Here is a 24,022-nt window from a genome sequence, read left to right as displayed (position 1 = left end):
CACAAGGGATAAACCGAAACTGACAGAACTGACAAAAGCCCCTTCCGTCAGTTTTGTCAGTAGCGTATCCGAGGATACTCCAAAAGCAGTATCCGTTCACTGTGAGATAGTCAGGGCCTGTGAATTGTCCGGGCTCCCCCTGCGAGACCTAGAAGCCGGCCTATCTGATGATGACCTGACAGACATTCGAGACGGGATTGTGACTGCTGAAGTGCTGGCGGACTATGGAAGGCTTTTCAAGGACCCCGGCTATTTCTGGAAGCGAGACACCAGCCAGCCGGAACCCTGGGCTGAAGCCCCCGAACAGCAACCAGCGCCACCAGTTAATGTAGAGAAGCCGTCAACCTCCAATGCATGGCCGGAGCGGAAGCAACAGGCACGGGATCATTTTATTAATCACGTTCTGGAATGTGACTACTGCTACGGCCCTCGGGACAGATACTGTGAAATCGGCAGCAAGTGGCGGGAGTTCTTCTACTGGATGTAGACACTGACTCTACCTCCCCTTGATGCCAGGCTGGGCACTGGGCTAACTATAAGGCTACCTGATTTCCGGTGTTGATCGTTTACGCTAAACGCTCCCCCGGCCCCGGCCTAGTCCTTCCTTCCTCGACCGCTTATACGGGTCGCCTCTTACCTGGTGATCATCGAACACAGCCAACGACTCATTGCCTGCCGTTGTCCTGGCAACCGTCACGGGTGCAGTAGAACAATAGGCACACCACCACACCAGAACCTAATGCACGCCCACTGCTTCAGGAAAATTGAACGGGTCCTTCTGAGGGTTACCGTCACTGAGGGTGCGCAGAGGCGCGGTTTTTCTGTAGACATATCAGATACTTAGCCTTCCTTCCTCTCATTTTTTGGGGTGTTTTATAAAGTGAGAATACGGATCAACCCGGAAGCCTTGGGAAGAACCACAGATAAAAACAGAAAAACAAAGTAAGGAAGACCGGATAAATTGAACAACATTCGAAGAGACAGAACCGCTCTGCACCGGGTGCTGATCTGCCACCGTTCGGGGTATCAGCCACAGATTGCGCCGGCGCTGGCGGTTCCACTGCCTGCCGTTGCCCTGGCACCGGGAGTCGGTCTCCCGCTGCCGCTGCTGACATACCGGCACAGGATCGGGCCACCGACCTAAAAGACGCTCCCGGCTCCCTGCTGTCCGCCAGTGGCTGAACCGTCCTGTACCTGGTGGCTGATCTACCTCCGCTGGGGGTACCTGAGACCGGGCAGGCTGTCCGCCCTGCCTGCACCCCGTGGAAGTCCGCCAGCGGCTGGGGGTATCCGCCCCAGTCCGGACCGGTGCGGGCAGTTCACCGCCTGCCGTTGCCCTGGCACCGGGAGCCGGTCTCCCGCTGTTGCTGCTGACCTCCCGGCAAGGGATCAGGCCACCGGCCTGCCCGCCAGTCTGTGGGCAGCTCCCGCCACTCGCCAGCGGCTGAACCGCCCTGTACCTGGTGATGATCTTCTGCCCCTGTGGGTTCCTGAGACCGGGCCGGGTGCCCGCACTGCCTGACACCTGCGACAACCTGCCAGCGGCTGGGGGTATTTGCCCCGGTACCGGGAGACGGTCTCCCGCTGCCGCTGCTGACCTTCCGGCCTGGGATCAGGCCACCGGATTGCCCGCCGGCTTAAGGGCTGCTCCCGGCTTCTTATACTTAACCCCTTATTTAATAAAAATAAAAAGACTTTTGTCAGTTTTGTCTATGTATATAAATTAGGTAAAAAGGGCTTATCTGAATACGCTGGCCTGCACCTGGTGATGGCCTGCAACCGCTGGGGCTGGTCTCCCGCCCAGCTGTTGCCCCGGCACCGGAAATCGGTCTCCGGCTGCCCTGCTGACCTTCCGGTCATGGGATCAGGCCCCGTGCTGTCCGCCAGCGGCTGAACCGCCCTGCACCTGGTGGTGGCCTGGCCTGCTGAGCCCCGGTTTCTGGCGCGCCTCCGGATACGCTACTGACAAAACTGACGGAAGGGGCTTTTGTCAGTTCTGTCAGTAGGTACAGGGTACCGCCCCAGTTCAATGCCTGTGCCTCCGTGCCAATGTTGGCCCCGGCCATGAGATCAGGCCACCGGCTTACGTGAAGGCCGCTTACGGTTCCCGACTGCCCGCCAGCGGCTGAACGCTGCTGTTCCTGGTGACGATCCGCCAGTGCTGAGGGTATCTGGTACAGGCCCGGTGCTGACTGCCTCCATTCCGCTGCCCCGGGACTGGGAACCGGTCTCCGATTGTCCCCGCTGGGCTCCGGCCATGGGGTCAGGTCACCGACTCACCTGAGGGCCGCTCCCGATATCCTGTTGTCCGCCAGTGGCTGAACCGCCCTTTACCTGGTGCCGAGCTGCTGCCGCTGGGGGTACCTGAGACCGGGCCGGCTGTCCGCCACCGGCATCACCTGCAAACCGTCATAGATTCAAGACAAGAAAACGCCCCAAGTTCTAGGCGTGTTCGCCTCTGCCGTCCCTCGTAGTCTTGTGTCATTGCCTGCCGTGGCAATTCGCGTAACCACAGCTGAACCGCCCTGTAGCCGGTACTGATTTCCCCAGAGGGCTACGCGCGGCGGCCTGGCCGGGCTTTCCGACAAAAACTTTTGATTTCTCCTGTTGTGACCGTTTTTAAGTAGTGGAGGAAATCTCAGGACGGACCACAGCCAGAAAAAGCGAGGCCATAATTTGAATTACCACGGGACATTTCAGGCAAAAACGATGGCTCCCCTTAGACCCATAAAAAGGCAATATTCCAATGAAAGTTGAAGTTGATAAAGCCAGCGTAAACAAAGTGAAAATGCTCATGGCTGGACTGACCACGGGCACCCCAAAGGCGTTAATGCGCTCTTTGAACGCGACTGCGTCGAAGGGTAAAACAGAATCAAACAAGGCCATACGGACTCAGGTTAATCTATCGGCGGCCTATATCAGAGACAGATTAGAGGTTAAAAAAGCAACCACTGGAAACCTGACGGCGAAGATTATTACCCCCTCCCGTGGCCTGCTGCTGGTTTATTACTTGTATGGAGTGAATGCCGTAAACCCGGATACGGGCAGGGCTTCATATGGTGCCCTGTTGAAGTACAAGAAAGGTTTCTTCTCTGTAGCGAACCTTGACCAGCCGCTGAAAGTGAAAATCAAACCAAACAGTTCACCTATCAGCCTTGGTCCGGAGTGGTTCATTCTTCCTAAACTCAAAAACTCCAACCTGCCCGCCTTAGCGAAACGTGAAAATGGCCGCTTAAGGCTTCACGGGCCTTCACTTTCTCAAGTCTTCACTGACGTTAAAGATGATTTGGCTAAATCTCTTTCGGAATACCAAGTGGAGCAATTCAACAAAAAGCTGGATGACATTTTGAGGGGTTACTAATGCCAGTAAGTATTAGGGAACAGGTAGTTCAAGCATTTGCAGATAGAATCAGTGCAACCCGTGCGGATCGCCTTGATGGGGAATCGGGCCTACCTGCGAGGGCTCTATGGGACCCAACAGAAACCACCGAAAAAAACAGATACGGTAAGTATGACTGCACAGTAACTCTTCAAGTAGCAGAACTTGCAACCCGTGACGTTTCACTAAATTCCAGCGCTCAAGGCAACGCCATGTTATCCGGTCTGCTGGATGATGCGCTGAGCAACGATCACACATTGGGCGGGCTTTGCAAAAGTATTGCCTACACCGGTGCAACGCTGGACTTTCCAGAGAATGGCCAGAAAGAAATGATCGTTCTTGCAACGTTTGAAGTTGTTTATGTGATCAGCAGCAGCAACCCTTACGAACAATAACCAGCCAGGGGCAACCGGCCTAGGCTCGCCCCTGGTTCCCTTTCAGTTTCATAACGAACCACCACAACACCAACCCCCTAATCGTTGCGTTGCCTTGACTCCGGGAGCCGGCCTCCCTCTGCCCCTGCTGGTCTCCCGGCACGGGATCAGGCCACCGACCTGCCCGCCAGATCGAGGCCCATCCCTGCTGCCTCCTCTCCGCCAGTTGCTGAACTGCCCTTTACCTGGTGATGGCCAATCATCGACCAAGGTATACTCGGGATGCGATACGAGAAAAGCTTAGTCCCCTAGCAATACTGCCGCTCTGCGGATAGCATCTGAACCACAAAATGGATTATGGAGTTCGATAGGGAATGCAGATTGATTTGAAAACCGCGTTGCAAGTAGTTGGCAACCCGTCTGAATCAGATACCCCAAGCCTGGTCATTCCCAAAGGCTTTGTTAATCCGGGTGCCTGGGTAATGCTTGCCAGCACAGCTCGGAGACACCACATTGCCAACAAGAACATCTATTTCCCGGATCAGAAGACCCTGGATTACTCATCTGCCATAGGCTTCAATGACTGCGTATTCGGAGAGGATGATTACCAATACTGCCGAAAAAATGTTGGATCAACCTACTCTCCTTTAACTCGCCTAGACTGTATTGAGTCAACGGACGCGGCAAACAACCAAATCGTTAGTTGTGTTAGAGAAATGCTTTCCAACCCTGACTTACAGGGCAGCATCGATTTAATGAACGTGATCGGTGAGCTGCATGACAACGTGTGGGCGCATGGGAGATCAACCGGTGTGTCAATGGCCCAAAAATGGAATGATTGGGACAATGGAGGCAGGCCAGCCATCGAGTTCGCACTGGCTGATACTGGCCATGGTTTCTTGCGAGAACTAAGGCGTTATGGCAAAGCAGCCGATGATGACATCCAAGCCATACAATGGTGCGTAACTAAGAACAACTCTACCAAACACGCTGATGATGATGACGATTGGGCGCAATCTGTTCCCGAAGACATTATTGGTGGTTCTCCCTTTGGCGCGGCGGTTCCGAGAGTAACAAGCCGCCTGAATCATCAAGGGCTGGGTCTCTGGAAGCTCACTGAGCTGATAAGGAAATACCGAGGAAAACTCACCCTTGTCAGCGGGACAGGCTGCTTGCAGATGGATACTGACGGTCAAATGATGTACAGTTCGTGCCCCGAGTGGGAGGGTGTTGCTTTATCGTGCAGATTGTACGAGGATGAATTAGGCAGGGAAGAAGACGAGCCTGATGATCAGGTTGCCGCAATTATGGAGCGGTTAGGAGGTTTATAGAATGAACACTGAAAAATATACAATCAATGGTTGTTCGTTAGCATCTCGCAGTGCTGCTGTTTCTGAACGTGAAAAGCTGGCGTCTGCTATTTCACGTGGCTCTGTGGTCGTCTACGACTTGAGTTCCGTCGTTTCAATTTCATCGTCCTACGCTGATGAGCTTTTTGGTGTTCTGGTAATGCAGTTTGGACTTGATAAAGTGCTTGGGTCCCTGAAAGTCGTTGGAGCGAACAGGGGTGTACTGCGTGTTATTGCGGAAGCAATGAAAGAACGTACAACTGCTAGCGCAGCCTAATGAAAGTGCTCTAAAAGACGAAAGAGGCGGCCATGGGCCGCCTTTTTGCTTCATGGTCCCGGCAAGAAAAAAACTAGCGGGTCCGGCCTCCGAGAAGCGGATCAGCCACCTGCCACCCCACCAACCTGAGGGCCGCCCCGGCCTCCTACTGTCCGCCAGCTGCTGAACCGTCCTGTACCTGGTGATGATCTACCTACCTCAGATGCCCGCCAGCGGCTGGGGGGGGTATCCGCCCCAGTCCCGCTTGGTGCTGGCGGTTCCACTGCCTGCCGCTGGGGATACCCGAGACCGGGCCGCGTGCCTGCCACCTGCCGCCTTGTATCGAGCAATAACGACTGTATCGAAAAAGATTGATAAAATATTTTTCCAAGGATTTTGGCGGGCTACGCTTCCGGAAAGTCGGATAAAAACAGAGGGCACCGCTTATAAAGTGGGGGTATTTCTGGGGGTATCTTAGTAACTTATAATTTTTTTAATACAATAAATTCATGCACCTACAAGCGTTACACTATTGGACGCCGTCTCCACCAAAAAACCAAGAGAAAGCCCCTGATTTCAGGGGCTTTTTTCGTTACACGCTCTCCAAAACCTGGCCGAACGTCAACGAATCGCCAACGGGCATGCGCCCCTATCCGCCTGCGCCTCTGCCAGCCCAGAGCCTCCGGGCACGCAAACATACCGATTCACAATGGCCGCAAACGTCCCGTCATCCAGCATCGCCTGCAGCACAAGATCAAAATCTGCCACAAACTCGGAGCCAACCGATGCTTTGGAGAAAACGAAGTACGCGGGTTTATTGGACACTACCAGTGAGCTGGGCATGATCTTGTCGGAAAGCCCCAGTTCCTGTATCTCGTACAGGCCGGTTAGCCTGCTGGCAACCACGCCATCGATTCGATTGCGGGCCAGCATTCTCCAGAGCGACTCCCGGCGGGAGAGATACTGAATGTTTTGTTCATAGTCCGGATTCTGGACAAGGGCGCTGTATTCGTCGCTATAAGACACGTTAATCTGGGCGCCGAGTCTGAAATCCGATTCCAGCAGTTCTCGCAACCCGCTCAAATCGAACCTGCCCTCGTCAGACCGCCGAACAAACAAGATATTGGGGGATACCAGGCCAACCACTTTCGAGTAGTGGGCATACTGTTCGCGCTCGGGCGTCTGATAGGCACCGGAGAGCATATCCACCCGCCCGTCACGCAGTTCCCGGAGCGCCCTTGCCCAAGGCAATTTTTCGAAAGAAAGGCCACATTCAAGGCGCTTCATAGCTTCACGAACCAGATCGGCATCAATACCAACCACCTCATCATCCTGGACCATGAAATACGGCGGGTCATCATCCCAGCGCAAGGTGATGTCGCAGTCGCCATAGGTTGGGGCCGCAAAACAGACCATAGACGCCAAGACCAAAGCAGATTTGCGAAAAACTGGTCCAAATAAGCGCGGGGGCAACGACTGTGAGAACGGGAATCCGCTACTCTTGCCTGTATACATCTTTGGTGCCGCTGAGGAAGGAAACTCTGTTCAATATAGACCAATAAGTCCCTGGCTCAAAACCGCTGAAAAACCAGATCGATGCTAACCCTTCCGTCATCTGATGGTCATGCACTCTTTACTCAATCAAGGTAGTGTCTGAGAAATATTGAAAGGAGCCTCAACCAACGCCATGAACCAGCCAGACGACCCAGCCAGCCTGACAGAGCTTCTGGAGCGCCTCCGCTCGAATACCGAGGGACAGGCTCAGGTGTCTGTGGGCGATGTACTGGAAGCCGTCGGTGAGCGCTCATTTGGCCCGCTCGTTCTGATCGCCGGCGTTATTACGCTGGCGCCGCTGATTGGTGACATTCCCGGGGTGCCCACCCTGCTCGGCCTGATGGTGTTACTTACCCTTGGGCAACTGATTTTCCAGCGACACTCGATCTGGATTCCGTCCAAGCTGGCGCGCCGGAACATTGAGAGAAAAAAGCTTGCCAAGGGACTGGACTGGATGGCAAAGCCGGCCCGTTTTATGGATCGCTGGACCAAACAACGGCTACTCTGGCTGGTTCGCGGGCCGGGCCAATATGTTATCGCCATCATCTGTATGGTTGTGGCCGCTGCCATGCCACTGATGGAGGTAATTCCATTCAGCGCCAACGGTGCCGGAATTGCCCTGATGGCGTTTGGCCTGGCCATTGTGGCCCGGGATGGCCTGCTCGCGCTGGTGGCAATTCTGGCGACCGGTGGCACAGCCTGGTTCGTTTTAAACAATCTTCCCTGGTGACGCCACGGCATAGAGAAACTCTGTCACCATTTGAAACAATCCTTCTGAATCCCCGTTCACGGTAAAGCTGCTACTATTGCTACATACCCCTGGTTTGCGGGCTGAACAATGTCCGGCAAACAGCCTGTTGAACCAACTTCTTGAAAAAGCTCCTGCTTCAGGGGCTTTTGCAGTTGAAAGGACCCGGTTTTATGTCCAGCAAAGCGAAGCAGACCCAGAAACTTCTGCTGTTCCGGCTTTCCGGCGAGCGTCTGTTCGGGATCGGTACCCTGAAGATCCGGGAAATCCTGCCTTTCATGCGGCTGACCAAGCTGCCTCACAGCCATCATGCGGTCATCGGCACGGCCACTTTCCGGGGTTCCGCCGTTCCTGTTATTGATATGGCCGCGGCCGTGGGCTACCCACCGCTGACCCGGGAAGAACAGGAAAAGGCCTCGATTATTGTCACGGATATCCAGCGCCAGGAGATCGGTTTTCTGGTGCGCAGCGTTCAGCAGATTATCGAAACCGACTGGAAGGAAGTAATGCCGCCGCCCAAGGCCCTGGGCAACAAGGCCTTTATCACCGGCCTGCTGGACGTGGAGGGCGATATCATCCAGTTGCTGGATGTGGAATTGCTGCTGGCCAAGGTGTACCCGGAATCCCTGGATACCCAGGAGGTAGTGCTCACAGATGTGCAGAGTGAGACCCTCAAGGCCCTGAACATTCTCATGGTGGACGATTCCCAGGTTGCCAGGAAGCAGCTCTCGGATGTGCTGGACAGCAAGGACATCCCCTATCAGGTAACGTCCAATGGCGATGATGCCCTGCAGATCCTGCTGCGGGACCACGAACTGGGCCGGCCCACAGACATCCTGGTGAGCGATATCGAGATGCCGGGGCTGGACGGGTACGAGCTGGCGTTCAATGTCCGGGACAATTCAGCGCTGAAGCAGCCCTACATCATTCTGCATACATCACTGAACAGTGAGATGAGCCTGAGTTATGCCAATCAGGTTGGTGCCAACGAGGCCCTGACCAAGTTTGATGCCGAAGAGTTGCTTCAGGCCATGTTGAGAGGCGCAGAGCAGGCCCGTTAAGGCCTGAGCTGCTCGATGAATTCGTCTGCGTCGGCGCGCATCTCAGCCAGCTTCTGTTGCCACTCATCCTGATAACGGTTCAGGGTATCCTCGCTCAGGCGGGTGAAGCGTTCGCCGGTTTCCGCCACGGTACGACTGGCGTTGGCGAGGGATTCCATGGTCGGATCGCTCAGCTCATCGGCCTGGCGATCCAGATCCCGGGCAGCCTGTTCCAGGATCACCCGGTCCTCCTCGGGTGTTGGCTCATTGTCTTTCAGGGCTTCTTCCACCGAGCGTTCAAGCTCCCGCATGGCTTCTTGCAGCTTTTTACCGAACTCGTCCATGGCGCTCTCTGCCTGCCGGCCCATTTCCTCAGAATAGGCCTCCAGGTCTTGAGCCAGCTGTTCCATTTGCTGCTCAAAGTCGTCTGAGGATGAGGAGAAACGGGCGCTGAGCTCGTCGCCAAGCCGGCTGAGCTCACCCATGATGCTGTTGAACGGGGAGGGATTGAGGATGGCCTCGCCGGTGCGGTCGTAATCCACCAGCCAGTGCTCCTGGACGCGCACAAGGTAGGTGACCAGCTCCAGCCGCTCGCCCTCGGTGCCCGCCTCGGGAGGCAGGCGGGTTACGATGGTGGCTTCACGGTCTTCGATGACCACCCGCCCGAACGATGGCACAGCATCCGTCCAGCTCCGCTGGTAACCGTCGAACGCGGCGGTGTCCGCCAGGGTGGAGTACTCCATCACGTCGCCGGCATCGTTCTCGGCCATGGCCTGCCAGAAGGCCGCCGCCACTTCCTGGGGCGTCTCGGGGTTGCTACAACCGGCGAGCATGGTCAGTGTCAGGGCGGCAATCAGGCCACGGGTAAGGAAACGGATCATTGCTGTGTTACCTCGGGTTCAACATCCGCAGAGCATGATACACCCCTTACAACCTGCAGGTCAGTTCCGCCAGCTCCTCATCAAACACCCGACGGTTTTCACTGTAATCCACCGGCACCTCGACCAGGTGGACACCGCCCTCTGCCAGGGCCTGCTCCAGCGTTGGCCGCAGGTCTTCCGTGCGGGTCACCCGGTGCCCCTTGGCACCATAGGATTCGGCGTAGGTGACAAAATCCGGATTGCGATAGTCCAGCCCGAAATCGGTGTAACCCTCCTGCCCCTGCTTCCACTTGATCATGCCGTAGGCACTGTCGTTGATAATCAACACCACCAGGTTAAGGTTCAGGCGTACCGCGGTCTCAAGTTCCTGGCTGTTCATCATGAAGCCGCCATCGCCGCAGACCGCCATCACCTTGAGATCCGGATACAGCATGGAAGCCATCATCCCGCTGGGCAGGCCGGCGCCCATGGACGCCAGTGCGTTGTCGAGAAGCACGGTGTTGTTGTCGTAGGCCGGGTAATTGCGGGCAAACCAGAGTTTGTACATGCCGTTATCCAGGGTGATGATCCCGTCCTCCGGCATCACCTGACGTACATCATGAACAATACGCTGGGGAATCACCGGGAAACGGGCATCCTCGGCCCGCTCCTGCAGGTGGGCGTCCACCGCCTCTTTCACTTCCATCAGGCGAGTGAAGTCGTGGTTGGCGCATTGGCCACAGTTCTCGGCCATGTATTCCACGCTGTTGGCGATATCTCCCACCACCTCGTGCTGAGGAAAATACACCGGGTCCACGTCGGCAGCACTGAAGTTCACATGAATGACTTTCTTGCCGCCGGGGGTCATGAAGAAAGGTGGCTTCTCCACCACATCGTGGCCGACATTGATCACCAGATCTGCCCGATCTATTGCACAGTGCACGAAATCCCCGGCCGACAGAGCAGCGTTGCCCAGATAACGGGGGTGACGCTCATCCACCACGCCCTTGCCCATCTGGGTGGTAAAGAACGGGATGCCGGTGACATTCACCAGGTGCAGCAGCGCCTGGGACACCCGCTTCCGGTTGGCGCCGGCACCAATCATGATCAGGGGATGCCGGGCTTCGCGAAGCATTTCGCAGGCCATCTCCAGGCTTTTGGGACTGGCTGAGGGCCGGCGGGCATCACTGGGTTTGAAAATATGGGTGTCGGATTCAGGCACCTCGTCGGCAATGTCTTCCGGCAACTCCAGATGCACCGCACCCGGGCGTTCCTCGGAAGCCAGACGGAAAGCTTCCCGAACCTTGGCGGGTATGGTGTTGGCATTGGTGATCTGCCGGGTGTACTTGGTAAGCGGACGCATCAGATCCACCACATCCAGGATCTGGAACAACCCCTGCTTGGAGGATTTGATGGGCTTCTGGCCCGAGATCATCATCATCGGCATACCGCCGAGCTGGGCATAGGCGGCTGCGGTTACGAAGTTGGTGGCTCCTGGCCCCAGTGTGGAAAGACACACACCCACCCGGCCGGTCAGGCGGCCATAGGTGGCGGCCATGAACCCGGCAGCCTGTTCATGGCGGTTGAGTACCAGCTTGATACTGGAGGTCCGCAGAGCTTCAAGGAAGGCGAGATTCTCCTCACCGGGCACCGCGAAAATGTATTCAACGCCTTCGTTTTCCAGCGCCCGGATAAACAACTCGGCCCCGTTACGGGCCGGGGAGTGTTCGTTGGCCATGGCCTTCCTCTTGATCTGTGGGTTCCGGGTAATCGGCAGGTTCCGGGATCAATCGGTTCTGGGCGGCTCCGCCTGAAGGGCTTCTGCCGGCAGGCGATCCTGACCCCAGCTGCGATATACACCTTCTGTTACGCGCCGGAGCGCGTCTTCGTTCACTTCCGCAGGCTCTCCTCGCTCCAGGGGATCATAGTGGAAGATGTACAGCCGCGATGTGAACTGCTCGAAAGGCAGCGACGACTCGCCAAAACGCTCGCCGTAGCCGGAGGTACTTACTTTGACGCCGTCGCCCCAGTTCTGGCCGCTGTCGTTATTGGGATTGAAGAAGTAAATCCGCATCTCACCATCCGGGTCCAGCGCCGCCCGGAGTATGGTGATGGCATGCCAGCCGATAAACCGGGCGGCACTGTCGGTAACGGCGATACCCGCCGGCTGCGGATGAATCAGTGGTTGATTACCGTTGTAGTAGGGGTGATAGCTGGCGTAGAAATGGCGGATAAAGCCTTCCAGCTCGTGCAGCTTACCAGTGCTCACGTCTACGTTGATGGCAAACCCCCGGCCGGCGGACCAGCCATGGAATTCCGGATTCACCCATTTATGAGGATCACCCTCGCGGCCAACGCACAATCGGCCCATCTCCACGTATATCCGGTCGAGGTGCGGCACAACCACCAGGGAAACCGGATCAAGATCCAGCGTCACCTCGGAAGCAACACCACCGACACTTCGTGCCGACGACACGGGCTGGCCCTCAAAGTGCATTACGATCTCGTTGTCCCGGGCGGCCCAGGCCACCATCTGCAACAGATAGTCCGGATCGTTATAGGCCCACATGGAAAGTGCACGGGCAGACTGGCAGGTGGGGTTGTTGCCCTGCCCCACACCCAGCGGCTGCCCCAGCATGTTCAGCACGCCCTGAATCAGCCAGGCATTGGGCTGGGGCTGGTAGCCATAGGCCAGCTCAAGGCGTTCTCGAGCATGGGAGCAGAGCGACAGGCGCGCCTGGCGCCAGAGCGCCGGCGCAACGGGCGGTTGATAGAGAATGCCGCGCTCCAGCAACAGCGCCAGGCCATAAATGCCCTGGGCCGTTTCCGGATAAATGCCTTCCTCGATCAACGTGTGCACCAGCTCCCGGTAACACAGCAGGCAATCCCGGCCGGTACTGGACAGACCCAATGCCTCGCTGAGGAGCGCGTCCTGGTCTGCCAGAATGAACCGTATGAACGAAGCGTGGTAGGGCGAAACCAATCCGGTATCGTGCATGGAGCGCGCAAAACCGGTGGCTTCGTTCTGAAGGGCCTGGGCATCCATGGTTTCCAGTCGTTGCTGGTACACCACGGTTCCGGGGTCTTCACTGCAGGCCCGGGTGGGTCCATACAGGCTTGAGATGAGTCGATCGGCACCGCGACCCGCGCTGCCCAGATCGGCTTGCGGATCGGCCCGGCAAAGCGCTATCTGCGTGATCATCTTGCGCACGTCCGATACCTGGATCGGACGCTGCTCGAGGATCCGCCAGATTTCCTCGATCAGACTGTCAATCACATGTTCGTAGCCAATGTGGTGCGCCACGTACTGGACAACAGCCTGACTGATCAGCGCGAGCTTGCCCTGCTCCCGTTCAGCCTCGCCGGTCATACCAAACAACAGGCCCAGGTTAATGGCCAGCACCTGGGTCAGATAGTGATGTGCCTGTTCAGCCGATACAGACGGATGCAGGTAGCTGCCCCGGGCCACGGCCAGCAACCTCAGTTCACTGAAAGCCTCGATGACGACGGTATCGGCATTCTGGCTCTGCAGCGAATGGGTTGTCAGCGTGGGGAGAAGGATACCGGGTTCGGCCCAGTCGGTACCGGCGAAAACACCCGCCAGCTCGAGTCGCTCGGCGCGCTCCTCGATGACCTGGCAGCCACCCGGCTGCAGCAGGACCCTGCGGGAAATGTCCAGCACGCGTGGAAGCTTGCCGGCCCTGGCAAAGGACCGGCTCTCTTCCATGGCCTGGATTGCATCATCCAGCCGTTGTACCAGCTTGTCGAAATTCACAGCTGGCGTTGCGCTGCCCGGTTGGTGATCGTTCAAACGATAATCCTCAGGGCCTGGCACCAAACCCGTTTGTTGTTAATGCTGCTCCTGATTATACATAGAAATCGAGGTCTTCCTGATGTTTCAGGAGGTCCCGCATGACGTAAGGATCTTCACCGAAGAAATACACCAGACCCCAGTGGGTACCGAAAGCAGTCCGTTTGGTGACCGTTTCTTCCAGCGGCGGCGTCAGCTCGTGAGACTCGAAATACTCGTGGTTTTCGGTCTCTTCCGGGATCTCCAGCTTGCTGACAACCCGGCGACGCGGATAGACACCGAAGCAACCGGCGTAACCCTTGGCATCCACCACTTCCTTCGGGAAGAAAGCCTTGATTTCCTCTTCCGTGGTTTTCGGGTCAAAGGCCAGAATCATGCCCTGGTAGGCGTTAAAGCCATAGGCACGCTCAAGCAGCTCGAACACCTTGAAGCCGGGCGGACGATAGGCCACCTCGCCAAAGTACATGGTGCGGTCGCTGGTCACGAAGTATTCCGGGTGAATAAACCCGAATTCGATATCAAAGGTCTTGATCAGCTTCTCGATTTCGCCGCGAATCTGGTCCCGGTACTTCTCAAGGTCCGGTGTTGCGGGAACGAATACGGAGTAACCCAGGGTCACATACTCGGAGATATTCAAAAAGGCGATTTTGCCATTATGGATCCAGGCCTCGACCGCAAACTCCCAGCCGTCCAGGTGCGATTCCATCAGTACCGGAAATTCTTCTTCCGGAATAGTATCGACTTCGTCGGGCGTACGGATAACCCGGTGCCCCAGGCACCCGGCCTTGTCAAACGCCTTGAGGTGGATCGGGTCGTTGGGGTCGCCATCCAGTTTGAGCAGCGTCTGGTTTACCCGCTTGAGGAACCGGATAACATCGCCCTTATCGTGGGCTTCCTCAAAAATACCCACGCGGATGCCACCGAGCTGGGCACGGCGCTTCATCAGGGCCTTGTCACGCAACAACATCGCCTGACCAAACAGACGGGGCTTGTCCATCAACACCGAGTTGATGGCACCGGCCCACTCCACAGTCTCCTCAAACAACGGGATGGCAACATCAACGCCCATCTCCTTGAGGGTCTGGGAAATCTCCACAGAGCGGTCATTCAGGCGCTCAAAATTCCAGGGCACGTAGGGAATGTCATGCTCTTCGCAGTAGGCTTCCGCCCAATCCGGTGCCACAACAACATACCGACGATCAAACTTGTCGGCCGCTTCAACCGCATTCAGGCTCCAGCCTAACAGCGCGATATACCCTTTCTCAGGATTGTACTTTTGCTCACTCACAGGCTATCTCCTTTCATAAGGGTTGCCTTATAACCCTACGCGGAAGCTGTGAAATCGCAAATTCCGGCCCTTCCAGAAACGCGAAAAGCACTGCGATCACTGGCGTTGAATCCAGCAGTCGCAGTGCCTTTCGGTTTCTTAGACCGTTTGGGAATATCAGCCCAATTGCAGGGTCGACAGGGTCCTCTCGCGGACTTTGGTCAGTAGTGCTTCGTCTTCGACAAGGGATTGACCGTAGGACGGCACCAGCTCTTTCATGCGCTCCTGCCACTCCGGGGTCTTGATCTTCTCCGGGAAGCACCGCTCGATGACGTTGATCATGGCGTTGGCTGCAGTGGAGGCTCCGGGAGAGGCACCCAGCAGTGCCGCCAGCGTTCCATCTTTCGCCGCCACGATTTCAGTGCCGAACTCAAGCTTGCCACCGCCGCCATCAACCTGCTTGATGATCTGTACTCGCTGGCCGGCCATACGCAGCTGCCAGTCCTCTTCCATGGCGTCCGGGAAGAAATTGCGCAGCGATGCCACCCGGTCACTGTGGGACTGGAACACCTCGCCAATCAGGTAGCGGGTCAGGTCCATGTTGCTCTTGCTCACCGAGAGCATCGGCTTCAGGTTGGTGGATTTCACCGAACCCAACAGGTCAAAGATGGAACCCTGCTTCAGGAAGCGGGTGGTGAAACCGGCAAAGGGACCAAACAGCAGGGCCGGTTCGCCGTTAATGATCCGGGTATCCAGGTGCGGTACCGACATGGGCGGCGCGCCGATGGGCGCCTTGCCATACACCTTGGAATTGTGCTGCTGAACAATGTCGGGCTTGCCACATACCAGCCACTGACCGCTGACCGGGAAGCCACCGTAGCCGCGGGCCTCCTCGATACCGGACTTCTGCAGCAGCGGCAGCGCACCACCACCAGCCCCGAGGAACACGAAGCCGGTCTCGAGCTTGGTCAGCTCGCCGGTTTTCTGGTTCTTGACCCGGATCTTCCAGCGGCCATTGTCCCGCTGATCGATGTAGTGCACCGGTGAGCTGAGCATCAGCTCGAAGTTGGGCTGGGTTTCCAGCCAGCTCACCATGCTGCGGGTCAGGGAACCGAAATCCACATCCGAGCCGTGCTTGATCCGGGTGGCGGCAACACGCTGCATCGGATCCCGGTTATTGACGATCAGGGGCATCCATTCTTCGAGATCCTTCGGGGACTCGGTGTATTCCATTTCCCGGAACAGGTGGTGGGCGCTCAGGCGCTCGTACCGGCGCTTGAGGAAGGCCACATCTTTCTCACCCCAGACAAAGCTCTGGTGCGGCGTGCGGTTAATAAAGGTGGACGGCTCCGGCAGAATGCCCTGCTCCACCAGGTAGGACCAGAGCTGCAGGGACACCTCAAACTGGGCGTTGATCTGCAGGGCTCGATCGATGGTCACATCGCCATCGTCGGTTTCGGGAGTGTAGTTAAGCTCACAGTACCCGGCGTGCCCGGTACCTGCGTTATTCCATCCGTCTGTGCTCTCATGGGCAACGTGGTCGAGACGCTCCACCATGACGATGTCCAGGGACGGATCAAGCTGCCTGAGCATCATGCCGAGAGTGGCGCTCATGACGCCACCGCCGACCAGCACTACGTCTGCCTGTCTAACGGCCATTGGTTTTCACCCTAGCTAGTGTTGAGCCTTTTTGCCCCCTCACGATCAGCAAGGAGGCCTGTCGAAAGCCGGTCGGGCGCGAGGTAAACGGCGCCGCCGTCTGCTTCCGGTCTGAATGTGCGCGCAATTATCCCGATTTTCGGCGGGATAATAAATTGCGATTGTCAATCGTTGCGTCTTTATCAGGCTTTTGCTGGTTTCAGTTGCCGATACGTGCACTTACGAACAGTGGTTTGCTACGGGTCAAAGGTCTAAAATCCGCCCGCAGGATCTGTCTGGCCGGCTTCGGCCTCTACTCTGATAAACCAGGACGGGATTACCCCAATGTCTGCCCTTGATGCGTTTCTGATTATTCTTGCGGTTCTGGCGCTGTTGGGCGTCATATTTGAAGAGGTCATCCACATCAACAAGGCCAAGGTAACGCTGTTCTTTGGCACCATGAGCTGGATGTTGCTCTTCCTGTTCAGTGATAACGCGGATGAAACGTCTGCCATTTCCGCCGGCCTGTCCGAGAGCATTGCCGAAATCGCGGGACTGTGGCTGTTTCTCGTCGCAGCGATGACATTCGTCGCTTACCTGAACAAGAAGGGTATGATCGAAAACGTGATTTACCTGATCATGCCGAAACAGGTGAGCGAGCGGCGGCTACTGTTCCTGACCGGTCTTTTCTGCTTCATTTTCTCGTCTTTGGCAGACAATATCACCGCCACTTTAGTCTCATGCTCGCTGGATCTGGAGCTGAAAAAGCGTATCCAGTTCGTCACGCTCGTAGTCTTTGCGGTCAACTCAGGAGGCGTTTCCCTGATCACCGGCGACGTCACCACCTTGATGATTTTCCTCGCGGACAAGGTGGAAATACTGACTCTGCTCACTCTGGCGATCCCGGCCTCGATTACGGTTTTCATCCTTGCCGTCTTCCTCTCACGGGGACTGACAGGCACCGTAACACTTCGTTCCAACACCACCCCGGTGCGACGGGTGGATGCGGTCATCAGCGGCCTGTTTTTGTTAACAATCCTGAGCACCATTGCCGGCAACGCCCTGTTCGGAATTCCACCGGTTCTGACCTTTCTGTTCGGCCTGTCCATCATGTTCCTGGTATCGCGCTTCATGAGCGACGACTCTGATCTGGACCCGATTCTCGAATATATCCGTATCATCGAGTTCGAAACCCTGTTGTTCTTTCTGGGCATCCTGTTGCTTGTGGGCATGCTCAAGGAGATTCACGCACTGGACTCGCTGGTGGCCATTTACGATATCCTGCCACCGCTCTACGCCAATTACCTGATGGGTATCTTCTCGGCCGTGATCGATAACGTGCCTCTGACGGCAGCACTGCTGAAAGCCGGCATCGATATGAGCCCCGGCGAATGGATGGGGCTGACCTACGCGGTGGGCGTGGGCGGATCATTGCTGGTGATCGGTTCAGCCGCCGGCATCGTGGCAATGAGCAAGATCCCGGGGCTGACCTTTGCGGCCTATATGCGGTATCTTGCACACCTTCTGGCGGCCTATACCCTTGGCTATGCCGGAGTTTTCATGCTCGGACGTTTCATCAACTGAGGTCTTTCTATGCTCATGGCATTTGGCGCAATCATCGCCGGCCTGGTATTGCTGGTCTGGAGTGCCGACAAATTTGTGGAGGGCGCCGCGGCGACCGCCAAACATCTGGGCATGCCCACCCTTCTGATCGGCATGGTGATTATCGGTTTCGGTACCTCGGCACCGGAACTGGCGGTCTCGGCCATGGCTGCGTCCGATGGCAACCCAGGCCTGGCCCTGGGTAACGGCTATGGCTCCAACATCACCAACATTGCGCTTATTGTCGGCCTGACCGCCATCATCGCGCCTATCGCAGTGCATTCCCAGGTGATCCGCAAAGAGCTGCCACTGCTGATCGTACTCACGCTCATTGCCGGCGCCCAACTGATCGACGGTGAGCTTTCGCGACTGGACGGCTGGGTGTTGCTGGCGGTCTTCGCCGCGGTTATGGGCTGGTCAATCTATCAGGGCCTGAGAGGCAAGGCGGACCCCCTGGCAGGCGATGCCGATGCCGAGATCATCGCCCATCCCATGCCCCTTAAAACCGCTGTTATCTGGCTGGTGATAGGCCTGGTACTGCTGATCGTCAGCTCCCGCATGCTGGTGTGGGGGGCGGTCACGATCGCCCAGAGCCTTGGTGTCAGCGATCTGGTCATCGGCCTGACGATCGTTGCCATCGGCACCTCCCTGCCGGAGCTTGCCTCAGCCCTGGCGGCGGTTAAAAAGAACGAGCACGACCTGATTCTGGGTAACATTCTCGGGTCAGGCATCTTCAATACCCTGGCCGTGGTGGGCCTTGCCGCCGTCATTGAACCGCTGGCGGTGGATCCCGAAGTGCTCTATCGGGACTGGACGCTGATGCTGGCGCTAACGGTGGGGCTGTTCCTGATGGGCTTTGGCCTAACCGGATGGCGCAAACTGGTGAGCCGGGTGGATGGTGGCATCCTGGTGCTGGTGTACGTGGCGTATACCGGTTATCTGTTGTCCACGGTAGTGGCCGCCGGCACCGCCTGATCTGCCTTACCTGTGTGAGGCCGGTGCTAACCGGCTTCACCATCTCCTAACAGCTCAGTCAGCCTTGAGCGCACCTCAGTCATCACCTCATTCAGGTTGGCTTTGGTCATGCCGGCCGTTTCCAGCGGCTCGCCAACCCGGACGTCCACCGGCTGCCCCAGGTTGATTTGCCAGGTCCGGGCCGGCAACACCCGATGAATGCCGCGCACGGCCACCGGCACAATCACCGCCTCGGTATCCAGCGCCAGGTGAAAACAGCCTTTCTTGAATGGCAAAAGCTTACCATCCGGTGACCGGGTCCCTTCGGGCGCGGCCCAGAGCACGATTCCGCTTTCCATCATCGCCCGGGCCTTTTCCAGGTCTTTGACCGCCCGTTGCCGATTGGAACGGTCCACGGAGGGAAATTCCGCTGCACGCATGGCCTGCCCCAGCAGCGGAATACTGAACAATTCCTTTTTCGCGAGCATGCGGATGGAGCCCGGCAACGAAACAAAGGTGACCGGGATGTCGTAGTGGCTGGCATGAGTGCACATGATGATGTAGCGCCGGCCATCGGTGAAATCCGGCACATGCCCACGCACAGTCAGGTTGGCACGAACCAGCCGTAACAGCGACGCCGACCACTCACGACAGTATTGATCAACGATTGGCCGGTTCAACCTTCCGAACAATGCCCTCAGCAAAACCAGCATGGAAAAGAGTGCTGTCAGCCCGACACTGCCCAGAACCACACCCGCCCGCCGAAGAAGCGTCGCCGACTCCGTTAGCGGATTCATCTTCAATCGAATCATCACAGCTACCCTTCTCTGTTTCCCGGGTTATTTCCCGGTCTTGCTGGGGATTTCAGTAGCGGCGAATTATAGCGATTGAAAAACCCATTGGATAACGCACAAAAGTATTGATTAATTTTTGAGCATTACCTATAAGATATAAGGATATAACCACTCCGAATTGAAAGAGCAGTCCCACCGTCCGACGACAACCCTAAAAAGGAGACGGATCATGAAACAGGAAACAGCTCTGATGCGAGGCCCGAATGACCCGGGCCTGCAGAACCCTACCCGGCGCACCCTGCTGCTTGGCAGCGCCGGCGCCATGGCGGCGGTAAGCGTGCTGGGGTTTACCCCTCTTGCCAAGGCCGAGGAACCAAAATCGCTGCCTGATTACGCCGCCTGGAAAGAACGCAACGCCCTGATCGTTCACAGTACCAACACCATGGAAACCCAGCGGGGGGCGATCGGCAATGGTGTGATTACCGCGAGCGACCGGCTGTTTGTGCGCAATAACCTGCCCGCGCCACCCGCCTCGGTCACCGATAACCCGGATGTCTGGGAGGTTCGGATCGAGGGAGTCAAGAATCCCCGCACGCTTACTGTCGGTGAACTGAAGGCCATGGGCATTACTACCGTTGCCTCCGTGCTGCAATGCTCGGGGAACGGACGCGCGTTCTTCCCTCACGGAGCCAGTGGTACACAATGGTCAGTGGGCGCGGCCGGATGCGTGATGTGGACGGGCGTGCCACTTGCAGACGTGGTGGAAGCGCTTGGCGGGCCGGTTGATGGCGCCAGGTATATCACCGCCACCGGTGGCGAGTCCCTGCCTGATGGAATCGACCCCAAGACCATCATGGTGGAACGTTCGGTCCCGACCAAAGCGCTGGAAACCGCATTGCTGGCCTGGGAAATGAACGATGAGCCGCTCACCCATACCCACGGTGGGCCTCTGCGCATGGTTGTCCCCGGTTACTATGGCGTTAATAACGTCAAATACGTCAAGAATCTCGCCTTCACCGAGAATCAGACAGACGCCAAGATCCAGGCCTCTGGCTACCGGGTTCGCGATGTTGGCGTCAAAGGCTCACCGGACCAACCCTCCATGTGGGAAATGAACGTTAAATCCTGGGTGACCGCTCCCCTGGAAAGCGGTCGGACCGGCCGCAACATGATCTACGGCGTGGCCTTCGGTGGCACCGTTGCGCTGGAAAAGGTCGACGTCTCAGTGGATGGCGGCAAAACCTGGAAACAGGCTCGCTTCCTGGGGCCGGACCTCGGCCCCTATGCCTGGAGGCCTTTTGTCCTGGCAACAGATATGCCGGCCGGAGAGCACCGGATTGTCAGCCGGGCGACCGATGTCCGTGGCAATACCCAACCCGAGGGCCGGATCGAGAATGAACGTGGCTACGGCCACAATGGCTGGAGCGACCACGGAGTCACGGTTGCCATCAGTTGATCATTGGCGGAGCCGACCCTGGAACACGGCGGCTCCGACCTTTCCGGAAAGCAATCATATGAGAAAAACTGCAGTACTGGGCACCATAGCCCTGATCGGACTGTCGCCCCTGACAATGGCCAGCGACCTCGAAAAGGGAAAACAGGTATTCAGTCAGGACGCACAACCCTCCTGCACCATATGCCATACCCTGGCGGACGCCGGTTCCGCTGGCGCCGTCGGCCCGGACCTGGATGAACTCAAACCCACAAAGGAACAGGTGGTCAACGCCGTAACCAGCGGGGTTGGTATCATGCCGGCATTCAACGAGTCATTGTCTGAGGAACAGATTCAGGCGGTGGCACACTATGTCGCCACTGTGACAGGCGGCAATAAATAGAATCGGGGGCCCTGGGGCCCCTCTTTCATTTCAGGCGTTTTCCTGGAACACCATGGCTACCGAGTTCAGGCAGTAGCGCTGCCCGGTTGGCGGCGGGCCATCGGGAAAGACATGGCCGAGGTGGCTGTCGCAACGGGGACAGCGTATTTCGGTGCGGGTCATGCCCAGGCTGGTGTCTTCGATATACCGGATATGTTCCGGATCAAAGGGCTGGAAGAAGCTTGGCCAACCGGTCCCCGAGTCAAACTTCGAGTCCGAGCTGAACAGAGGCAGATCGCAGAGCCGGCAGTGGTAAACGCCGGCTTTTTTGTTATCCAGCAGGGTCCCACAGAACGGGTGCTCGGTGCCATGGTCGAGCAGCACACGCCGCTCTTCCGATGTCAGATCCGCAGCCTTCTCCTCGACCTGTACTTCATTCAGTGGTGTCAGGTCGTAACCTGCAGCGGAAACTCCCATAGTCTGCCTCCTCAGGCGGTGCTGCCTGCGTCGTTGTCTGTAAATTCCGGCTTCAGGCGATCAGGATAACTGTCTACGAGTCTTTCCATTTTCGGTGCAGCCACGGCCATTATGTATGGCTGGTAGGGGTTCCGGGCGGCAAAATTCTGGTGGTACTCCTCCGCCGGGTAAAACGCTTCCAGCGGCTCCAGCGTGGTCACAATCGGATCCGGGTATACCTCGGCCTGATCGAGCTGGTGGATGTAGGCCTCAGCCACCCGCCGCTGTTCGGCAGTCTCATAAAACACGGCCGAGCGGTACTGGGTGCCCCGGTCATTGCCCTGGCGATTCAACTGGGTGGGATCGTGAGCAACCGAGAAGAACACCTTGAGCAACTCGCCAAAACTCACCTTAGCCGGATCATAGTGGACATCCACCACTTCGGCGTGACCGGTGGTACCCGAGCATACCGCCTCATAATTGGCGGAGCTGGCGTGACCGCCGGCGTAACCGGATTCGACGCTGATAACGCCATCAATTGCCAGGAAAACCGCCTCTACACACCAGAAGCAGCCGCCGGCCAGCACAACCCGCTGTTCACCCCCGGCCGCGGGCAGATCCTGTTCGGGATCGGGGAAACGGCTACGGGGAACGTTGAGACCCGGGATACTGCATGATGTCGTCATGGTGACCTCTGCGTTCAAGTTTTCTGCCTGTGATGGCCCGATTGTGGCTGGAAACCCGCGGATTTGCCAACCCGTATGCCCGCTCGCGCCAGCAGGTTTATATGTACGCTGGTCAGGGCAGCAGGATCACCCCGCCCAGCGCACTCAACGGCGCCAGGAGCCAGACCGGAACCCGCCATACGGCGAGGCACAGCCAAAGAATCAATACCATTCCCAGATCCACTGCGCCATGGACCGCCGACGTCCATACCGGATCATAGAGCGCCGCCAGCAGCAGCCCCACCACCCCGGCATTGACACCCGCCAGTGCCGACCGGGCCCGGCGATGCTCCCGAAGCCAGCTCCATAATGGCAGACCTGCGAATACCAGCAGGGTTCCTGGCAGGAAAACCGCCAGTATGGCGATCACACCGCCGAGAGCACCGGCCTGGGAACCACCCAGAAATCCTGAGAAGGAAAACAGCGGCCCCGGCATCGCCTGGGCAACGCCATACCCCGCCAGGAACGTGTCCGCCGGCATGGCACCGGAGGCCACGAAACCTTCCTGCAACCAGGGCAGCACAACATGCCCGCCGCCAAACACCAGGGCACCGGCCCGGTACAATTCAGCAGCGATCCAGCCGGGGCTGCCTGTCGCCTGAGGCAGGAACGAAACCAGCAACAGGACCCCAAAGGCCACGGCAAAAAGCACAGGTTTACGGGATTGCAGCGGCACACGCAGCGGTTCAGATGCCGCACTGTTCGCTAACTCCAGAAAGGAGCCGACAGCCCCGGCAATGGCCAGGGCCAGTATCTGCATCCAGGTTTCGCCCATCACCAGCAGGCTCACGGCAACCAGCAACGCCATAGCGATTCGGGGCCGGTCCGGGCACAGGGTTCGCCCCATCTGCCAGATAGCCTGGGCCACCACCGCCACAACAAACAGCTTGAGGCCGTGTATCCAGCCGCCGCTGGCAGCGGCGGGCCAGGCGCTCAAACCCAGTGCAAAGCTGATCATGATCAGTGCCGATGGCAGGGTAAATCCCAGCCACGCTGCGAAGGCGCCAGTGTAATGGCCTCGCAGGAAACCGATGGTCAGGCCCACCTGGCTGGAAGCTGGCCCGGGCAGCAACTGGCAAAGGGCCACTACCTCTCCGTAGGCGCTGTCTGAGAGCCACTGCCGACGCTTCACGAATTCATCGTAAAAAAAACCAAGGTGGGCTGCCGGACCGCCGAAAGAAGTCAGCCCTAGCCGGAGGAACAACAGGAAAATCTGCCAGGAAGACAGTTCTTCATCGCCTGGTGATGCAGCCATAAATCCCCTGGGTCTGGTTGTTGGACGGTTCGAATGCCAGTGTGTCATCAAACATGAACATTATGTCGTTTTGGTTGCATACCTTCGAGGGCCATCCATAATGTGAGACAGGGTTTGCCACTTTGCACATCGGCCACGCCCGGCTC

Annotated in this window: 22 protein-coding genes; 12 read left to right on the top strand and 10 right to left on the bottom strand. The window is 57.5% G+C overall.

Annotated elements, in window-relative coordinates:
• Nucleotides 1-199 precede the first annotated feature (199 nt).
• The 6 genes from A8B84_RS15345 to A8B84_RS21345 all read left to right on the top strand — a co-directional run bounded on the left by A8B84_RS15345 (nt 200) and on the right by A8B84_RS21345 (nt 5,379).
• Complete coding sequence (locus A8B84_RS15345) at nt 200-487, top strand: hypothetical protein (RefSeq protein ID WP_138103183.1); 288 nt, start codon at nt 200-202, stop codon at nt 485-487.
• A 474-nt stretch (nt 488-961) separates the two neighbouring features.
• On the top strand, nt 962-1,144 hold the full coding sequence (locus tag A8B84_RS15340) for a hypothetical protein (RefSeq protein WP_064229975.1): 183 nt from the start codon (nt 962-964) through the stop codon (nt 1,142-1,144).
• A 1,602-nt stretch (nt 1,145-2,746) separates the two neighbouring features.
• On the top strand, nt 2,747-3,361 hold the full coding sequence (locus A8B84_RS15335; protein ID WP_064229974.1) for a phage tail protein: 615 nt from the start codon (nt 2,747-2,749) through the stop codon (nt 3,359-3,361).
• Nucleotides 3,361-3,774, top strand: a complete 414-nt coding sequence (locus A8B84_RS21535; RefSeq protein WP_138103181.1) for a hypothetical protein — start codon at nt 3,361-3,363, stop codon at nt 3,772-3,774. Before A8B84_RS15335 ends, A8B84_RS21535 begins: the two co-directional genes overlap by 1 nt.
• Before the next feature lie 353 nt (nt 3,775-4,127).
• Nucleotides 4,128-5,084, top strand: coding sequence for a hypothetical protein (locus A8B84_RS15325; RefSeq protein ID WP_064229972.1), 957 nt, complete (start codon nt 4,128-4,130; stop codon nt 5,082-5,084).
• A 1-nt stretch (nt 5,085) separates the two neighbouring features.
• Complete coding sequence (locus A8B84_RS21345) at nt 5,086-5,379, top strand: STAS-like domain-containing protein (protein ID WP_082905170.1); 294 nt, start codon at nt 5,086-5,088, stop codon at nt 5,377-5,379.
• A gap of 600 nt (nt 5,380-5,979) precedes the next feature.
• On the opposite strand, the gene A8B84_RS15320 is transcribed toward A8B84_RS21345, so the two are convergent.
• On the bottom strand, nt 5,980-6,774 hold the full coding sequence (locus A8B84_RS15320) for a substrate-binding periplasmic protein (protein WP_064229971.1): 795 nt from the start codon (nt 6,772-6,774) through the stop codon (nt 5,980-5,982).
• A gap of 271 nt (nt 6,775-7,045) precedes the next feature.
• On the opposite strand from A8B84_RS15320, the gene A8B84_RS15315 reads away from it, so the two are divergent.
• Nucleotides 7,046-7,642: an exopolysaccharide biosynthesis protein gene (locus A8B84_RS15315; RefSeq protein WP_064229970.1), complete on the top strand. Its 597-nt coding sequence runs from the start codon at nt 7,046-7,048 to the stop codon at nt 7,640-7,642.
• A 191-nt stretch (nt 7,643-7,833) separates the two neighbouring features.
• Complete coding sequence (locus tag A8B84_RS15310) at nt 7,834-8,721, top strand: chemotaxis protein (protein ID WP_064229969.1); 888 nt, start codon at nt 7,834-7,836, stop codon at nt 8,719-8,721.
• On the opposite strand, the gene A8B84_RS15305 is transcribed toward A8B84_RS15310, so the two are convergent.
• From A8B84_RS15305 to mqo, 5 genes are all read right to left on the bottom strand, one after another.
• Nucleotides 8,718-9,581, bottom strand: coding sequence for a hypothetical protein (locus tag A8B84_RS15305; RefSeq protein WP_064229968.1), 864 nt, complete (start codon nt 9,579-9,581; stop codon nt 8,718-8,720). The two genes, A8B84_RS15310 and A8B84_RS15305, sit on opposite strands and share 4 nt — an antisense overlap.
• Before the next feature lie 46 nt (nt 9,582-9,627).
• Nucleotides 9,628-11,298 carry an acetolactate synthase large subunit gene (locus tag A8B84_RS15300; protein WP_064229967.1) on the bottom strand — a complete coding sequence of 557 codons (1,671 nt, stop codon included), beginning with the start codon at nt 11,296-11,298 and terminating at the stop codon, nt 9,628-9,630.
• Between the two features lie 48 nt (nt 11,299-11,346).
• Nucleotides 11,347-13,371, bottom strand: coding sequence for a hypothetical protein (locus A8B84_RS15295; RefSeq protein ID WP_064230134.1), 2,025 nt, complete (start codon nt 13,369-13,371; stop codon nt 11,347-11,349).
• A 55-nt stretch (nt 13,372-13,426) separates the two neighbouring features.
• Nucleotides 13,427-14,659: an ATP-grasp domain-containing protein gene (locus A8B84_RS15290; protein ID WP_064229966.1), complete on the bottom strand. Its 1,233-nt coding sequence runs from the start codon at nt 14,657-14,659 to the stop codon at nt 13,427-13,429.
• Between the two features lie 156 nt (nt 14,660-14,815).
• Nucleotides 14,816-16,297, bottom strand: coding sequence for a malate dehydrogenase (quinone) (mqo, locus tag A8B84_RS15285; protein ID WP_064229965.1), 1,482 nt, complete (start codon nt 16,295-16,297; stop codon nt 14,816-14,818).
• A gap of 324 nt (nt 16,298-16,621) precedes the next feature.
• Between mqo and nhaD the strand changes: the two genes are divergently transcribed.
• Together nhaD and A8B84_RS15275 are read left to right on the top strand one after the other, a co-directional pair.
• Nucleotides 16,622-17,860: a sodium:proton antiporter NhaD gene (gene nhaD, locus A8B84_RS15280; protein ID WP_064232337.1), complete on the top strand. Its 1,239-nt coding sequence runs from the start codon at nt 16,622-16,624 to the stop codon at nt 17,858-17,860.
• Between the two features lie 9 nt (nt 17,861-17,869).
• The gene (locus tag A8B84_RS15275) at nt 17,870-18,853 is read left to right on the top strand and encodes a calcium/sodium antiporter (RefSeq protein ID WP_201257895.1); all 984 of its coding nucleotides are present in this window, start codon (nt 17,870-17,872) and stop codon (nt 18,851-18,853) included.
• Nucleotides 18,854-18,879: 26 nt separating this feature from the next.
• Here the strand turns inward: A8B84_RS15275 and A8B84_RS15270 are convergent, their stop codons facing one another.
• Nucleotides 18,880-19,644, bottom strand: coding sequence for a lysophospholipid acyltransferase family protein (locus A8B84_RS15270; RefSeq protein WP_064229963.1), 765 nt, complete (start codon nt 19,642-19,644; stop codon nt 18,880-18,882).
• Between the two features lie 211 nt (nt 19,645-19,855).
• On the opposite strand from A8B84_RS15270, the gene A8B84_RS15265 reads away from it, so the two are divergent.
• Nucleotides 19,856-21,082 carry a sulfite oxidase gene (locus A8B84_RS15265; RefSeq protein WP_064229962.1) on the top strand — a complete coding sequence of 409 codons (1,227 nt, stop codon included), beginning with the start codon at nt 19,856-19,858 and terminating at the stop codon, nt 21,080-21,082.
• A gap of 58 nt (nt 21,083-21,140) precedes the next feature.
• On the top strand, nt 21,141-21,461 hold the full coding sequence (locus A8B84_RS15260; protein WP_064229961.1) for a c-type cytochrome: 321 nt from the start codon (nt 21,141-21,143) through the stop codon (nt 21,459-21,461).
• A gap of 30 nt (nt 21,462-21,491) precedes the next feature.
• Here A8B84_RS15260 and msrB read toward each other — a convergent pair whose 3' ends face one another.
• From msrB to chrA, 3 genes are all read right to left on the bottom strand, one after another.
• Nucleotides 21,492-21,917, bottom strand: a complete 426-nt coding sequence (gene msrB, locus A8B84_RS15255) for a peptide-methionine (R)-S-oxide reductase MsrB (RefSeq protein ID WP_064229960.1) — start codon at nt 21,915-21,917, stop codon at nt 21,492-21,494.
• Between the two features lie 11 nt (nt 21,918-21,928).
• On the bottom strand, nt 21,929-22,582 hold the full coding sequence (gene msrA, locus A8B84_RS15250; RefSeq protein WP_064230132.1) for a peptide-methionine (S)-S-oxide reductase MsrA: 654 nt from the start codon (nt 22,580-22,582) through the stop codon (nt 21,929-21,931).
• 112 nt (nt 22,583-22,694) lie between these two features.
• Nucleotides 22,695-23,876, bottom strand: a complete 1,182-nt coding sequence (gene chrA, locus A8B84_RS15245; RefSeq protein ID WP_064229959.1) for a chromate efflux transporter — start codon at nt 23,874-23,876, stop codon at nt 22,695-22,697.
• Nucleotides 23,877-24,022: the final 146 nt, after the last annotated feature.

Source organism: Marinobacter sp. EhC06 (assembly GCF_001650915.1).
Classification (GTDB): Bacteria; Pseudomonadota; Gammaproteobacteria; order Pseudomonadales; family Oleiphilaceae; genus Marinobacter.
Note: the sequence above shows the minus strand (reverse complement) of the source record. Positions and strands in the feature narration are given on the sequence as shown.

Excerpts from the sequence above, each read along its gene's own strand:
- A8B84_RS15265 (WP_064229962.1), top strand. The coding sequence starts at position 19,856 with ATGAAACAGGAAACAGCTCTGATGCGAGGCCCGAATGACCCGGGCCTG.
- A8B84_RS15310 (WP_064229969.1), top strand. The coding sequence starts at position 7,834 with ATGTCCAGCAAAGCGAAGCAGACCCAGAAACTTCTGCTGTTCCGGCTT.
- A8B84_RS15305 (WP_064229968.1), bottom strand. The coding sequence starts at position 9,581 with ATGATCCGTTTCCTTACCCGTGGCCTGATTGCCGCCCTGACACTGACC.
- mqo (WP_064229965.1), bottom strand. The coding sequence starts at position 16,297 with ATGGCCGTTAGACAGGCAGACGTAGTGCTGGTCGGCGGTGGCGTCATG.
- A8B84_RS21535 (WP_138103181.1), top strand. The coding sequence starts at position 3,361 with ATGCCAGTAAGTATTAGGGAACAGGTAGTTCAAGCATTTGCAGATAGA.
- nhaD (WP_064232337.1), top strand. The coding sequence starts at position 16,622 with ATGTCTGCCCTTGATGCGTTTCTGATTATTCTTGCGGTTCTGGCGCTG.
- msrB (WP_064229960.1), bottom strand. The coding sequence starts at position 21,917 with ATGGGAGTTTCCGCTGCAGGTTACGACCTGACACCACTGAATGAAGTA.
- A8B84_RS15270 (WP_064229963.1), bottom strand. The coding sequence starts at position 19,644 with ATGATTCGATTGAAGATGAATCCGCTAACGGAGTCGGCGACGCTTCTT.
- A8B84_RS21345 (WP_082905170.1), top strand. The coding sequence starts at position 5,086 with ATGAACACTGAAAAATATACAATCAATGGTTGTTCGTTAGCATCTCGC.
- A8B84_RS15275 (WP_201257895.1), top strand. The coding sequence starts at position 17,870 with ATGCTCATGGCATTTGGCGCAATCATCGCCGGCCTGGTATTGCTGGTC.
- A8B84_RS15300 (WP_064229967.1), bottom strand. The coding sequence starts at position 11,298 with ATGGCCAACGAACACTCCCCGGCCCGTAACGGGGCCGAGTTGTTTATC.
- A8B84_RS15335 (WP_064229974.1), top strand. The coding sequence starts at position 2,747 with ATGAAAGTTGAAGTTGATAAAGCCAGCGTAAACAAAGTGAAAATGCTC.
- msrA (WP_064230132.1), bottom strand. The coding sequence starts at position 22,582 with ATGACGACATCATGCAGTATCCCGGGTCTCAACGTTCCCCGTAGCCGT.
- A8B84_RS15320 (WP_064229971.1), bottom strand. The coding sequence starts at position 6,774 with ATGGTCTGTTTTGCGGCCCCAACCTATGGCGACTGCGACATCACCTTG.
- chrA (WP_064229959.1), bottom strand. The coding sequence starts at position 23,876 with ATGGCTGCATCACCAGGCGATGAAGAACTGTCTTCCTGGCAGATTTTC.
- A8B84_RS15325 (WP_064229972.1), top strand. The coding sequence starts at position 4,128 with ATGCAGATTGATTTGAAAACCGCGTTGCAAGTAGTTGGCAACCCGTCT.
- A8B84_RS15260 (WP_064229961.1), top strand. The coding sequence starts at position 21,141 with ATGAGAAAAACTGCAGTACTGGGCACCATAGCCCTGATCGGACTGTCG.
- A8B84_RS15315 (WP_064229970.1), top strand. The coding sequence starts at position 7,046 with ATGAACCAGCCAGACGACCCAGCCAGCCTGACAGAGCTTCTGGAGCGC.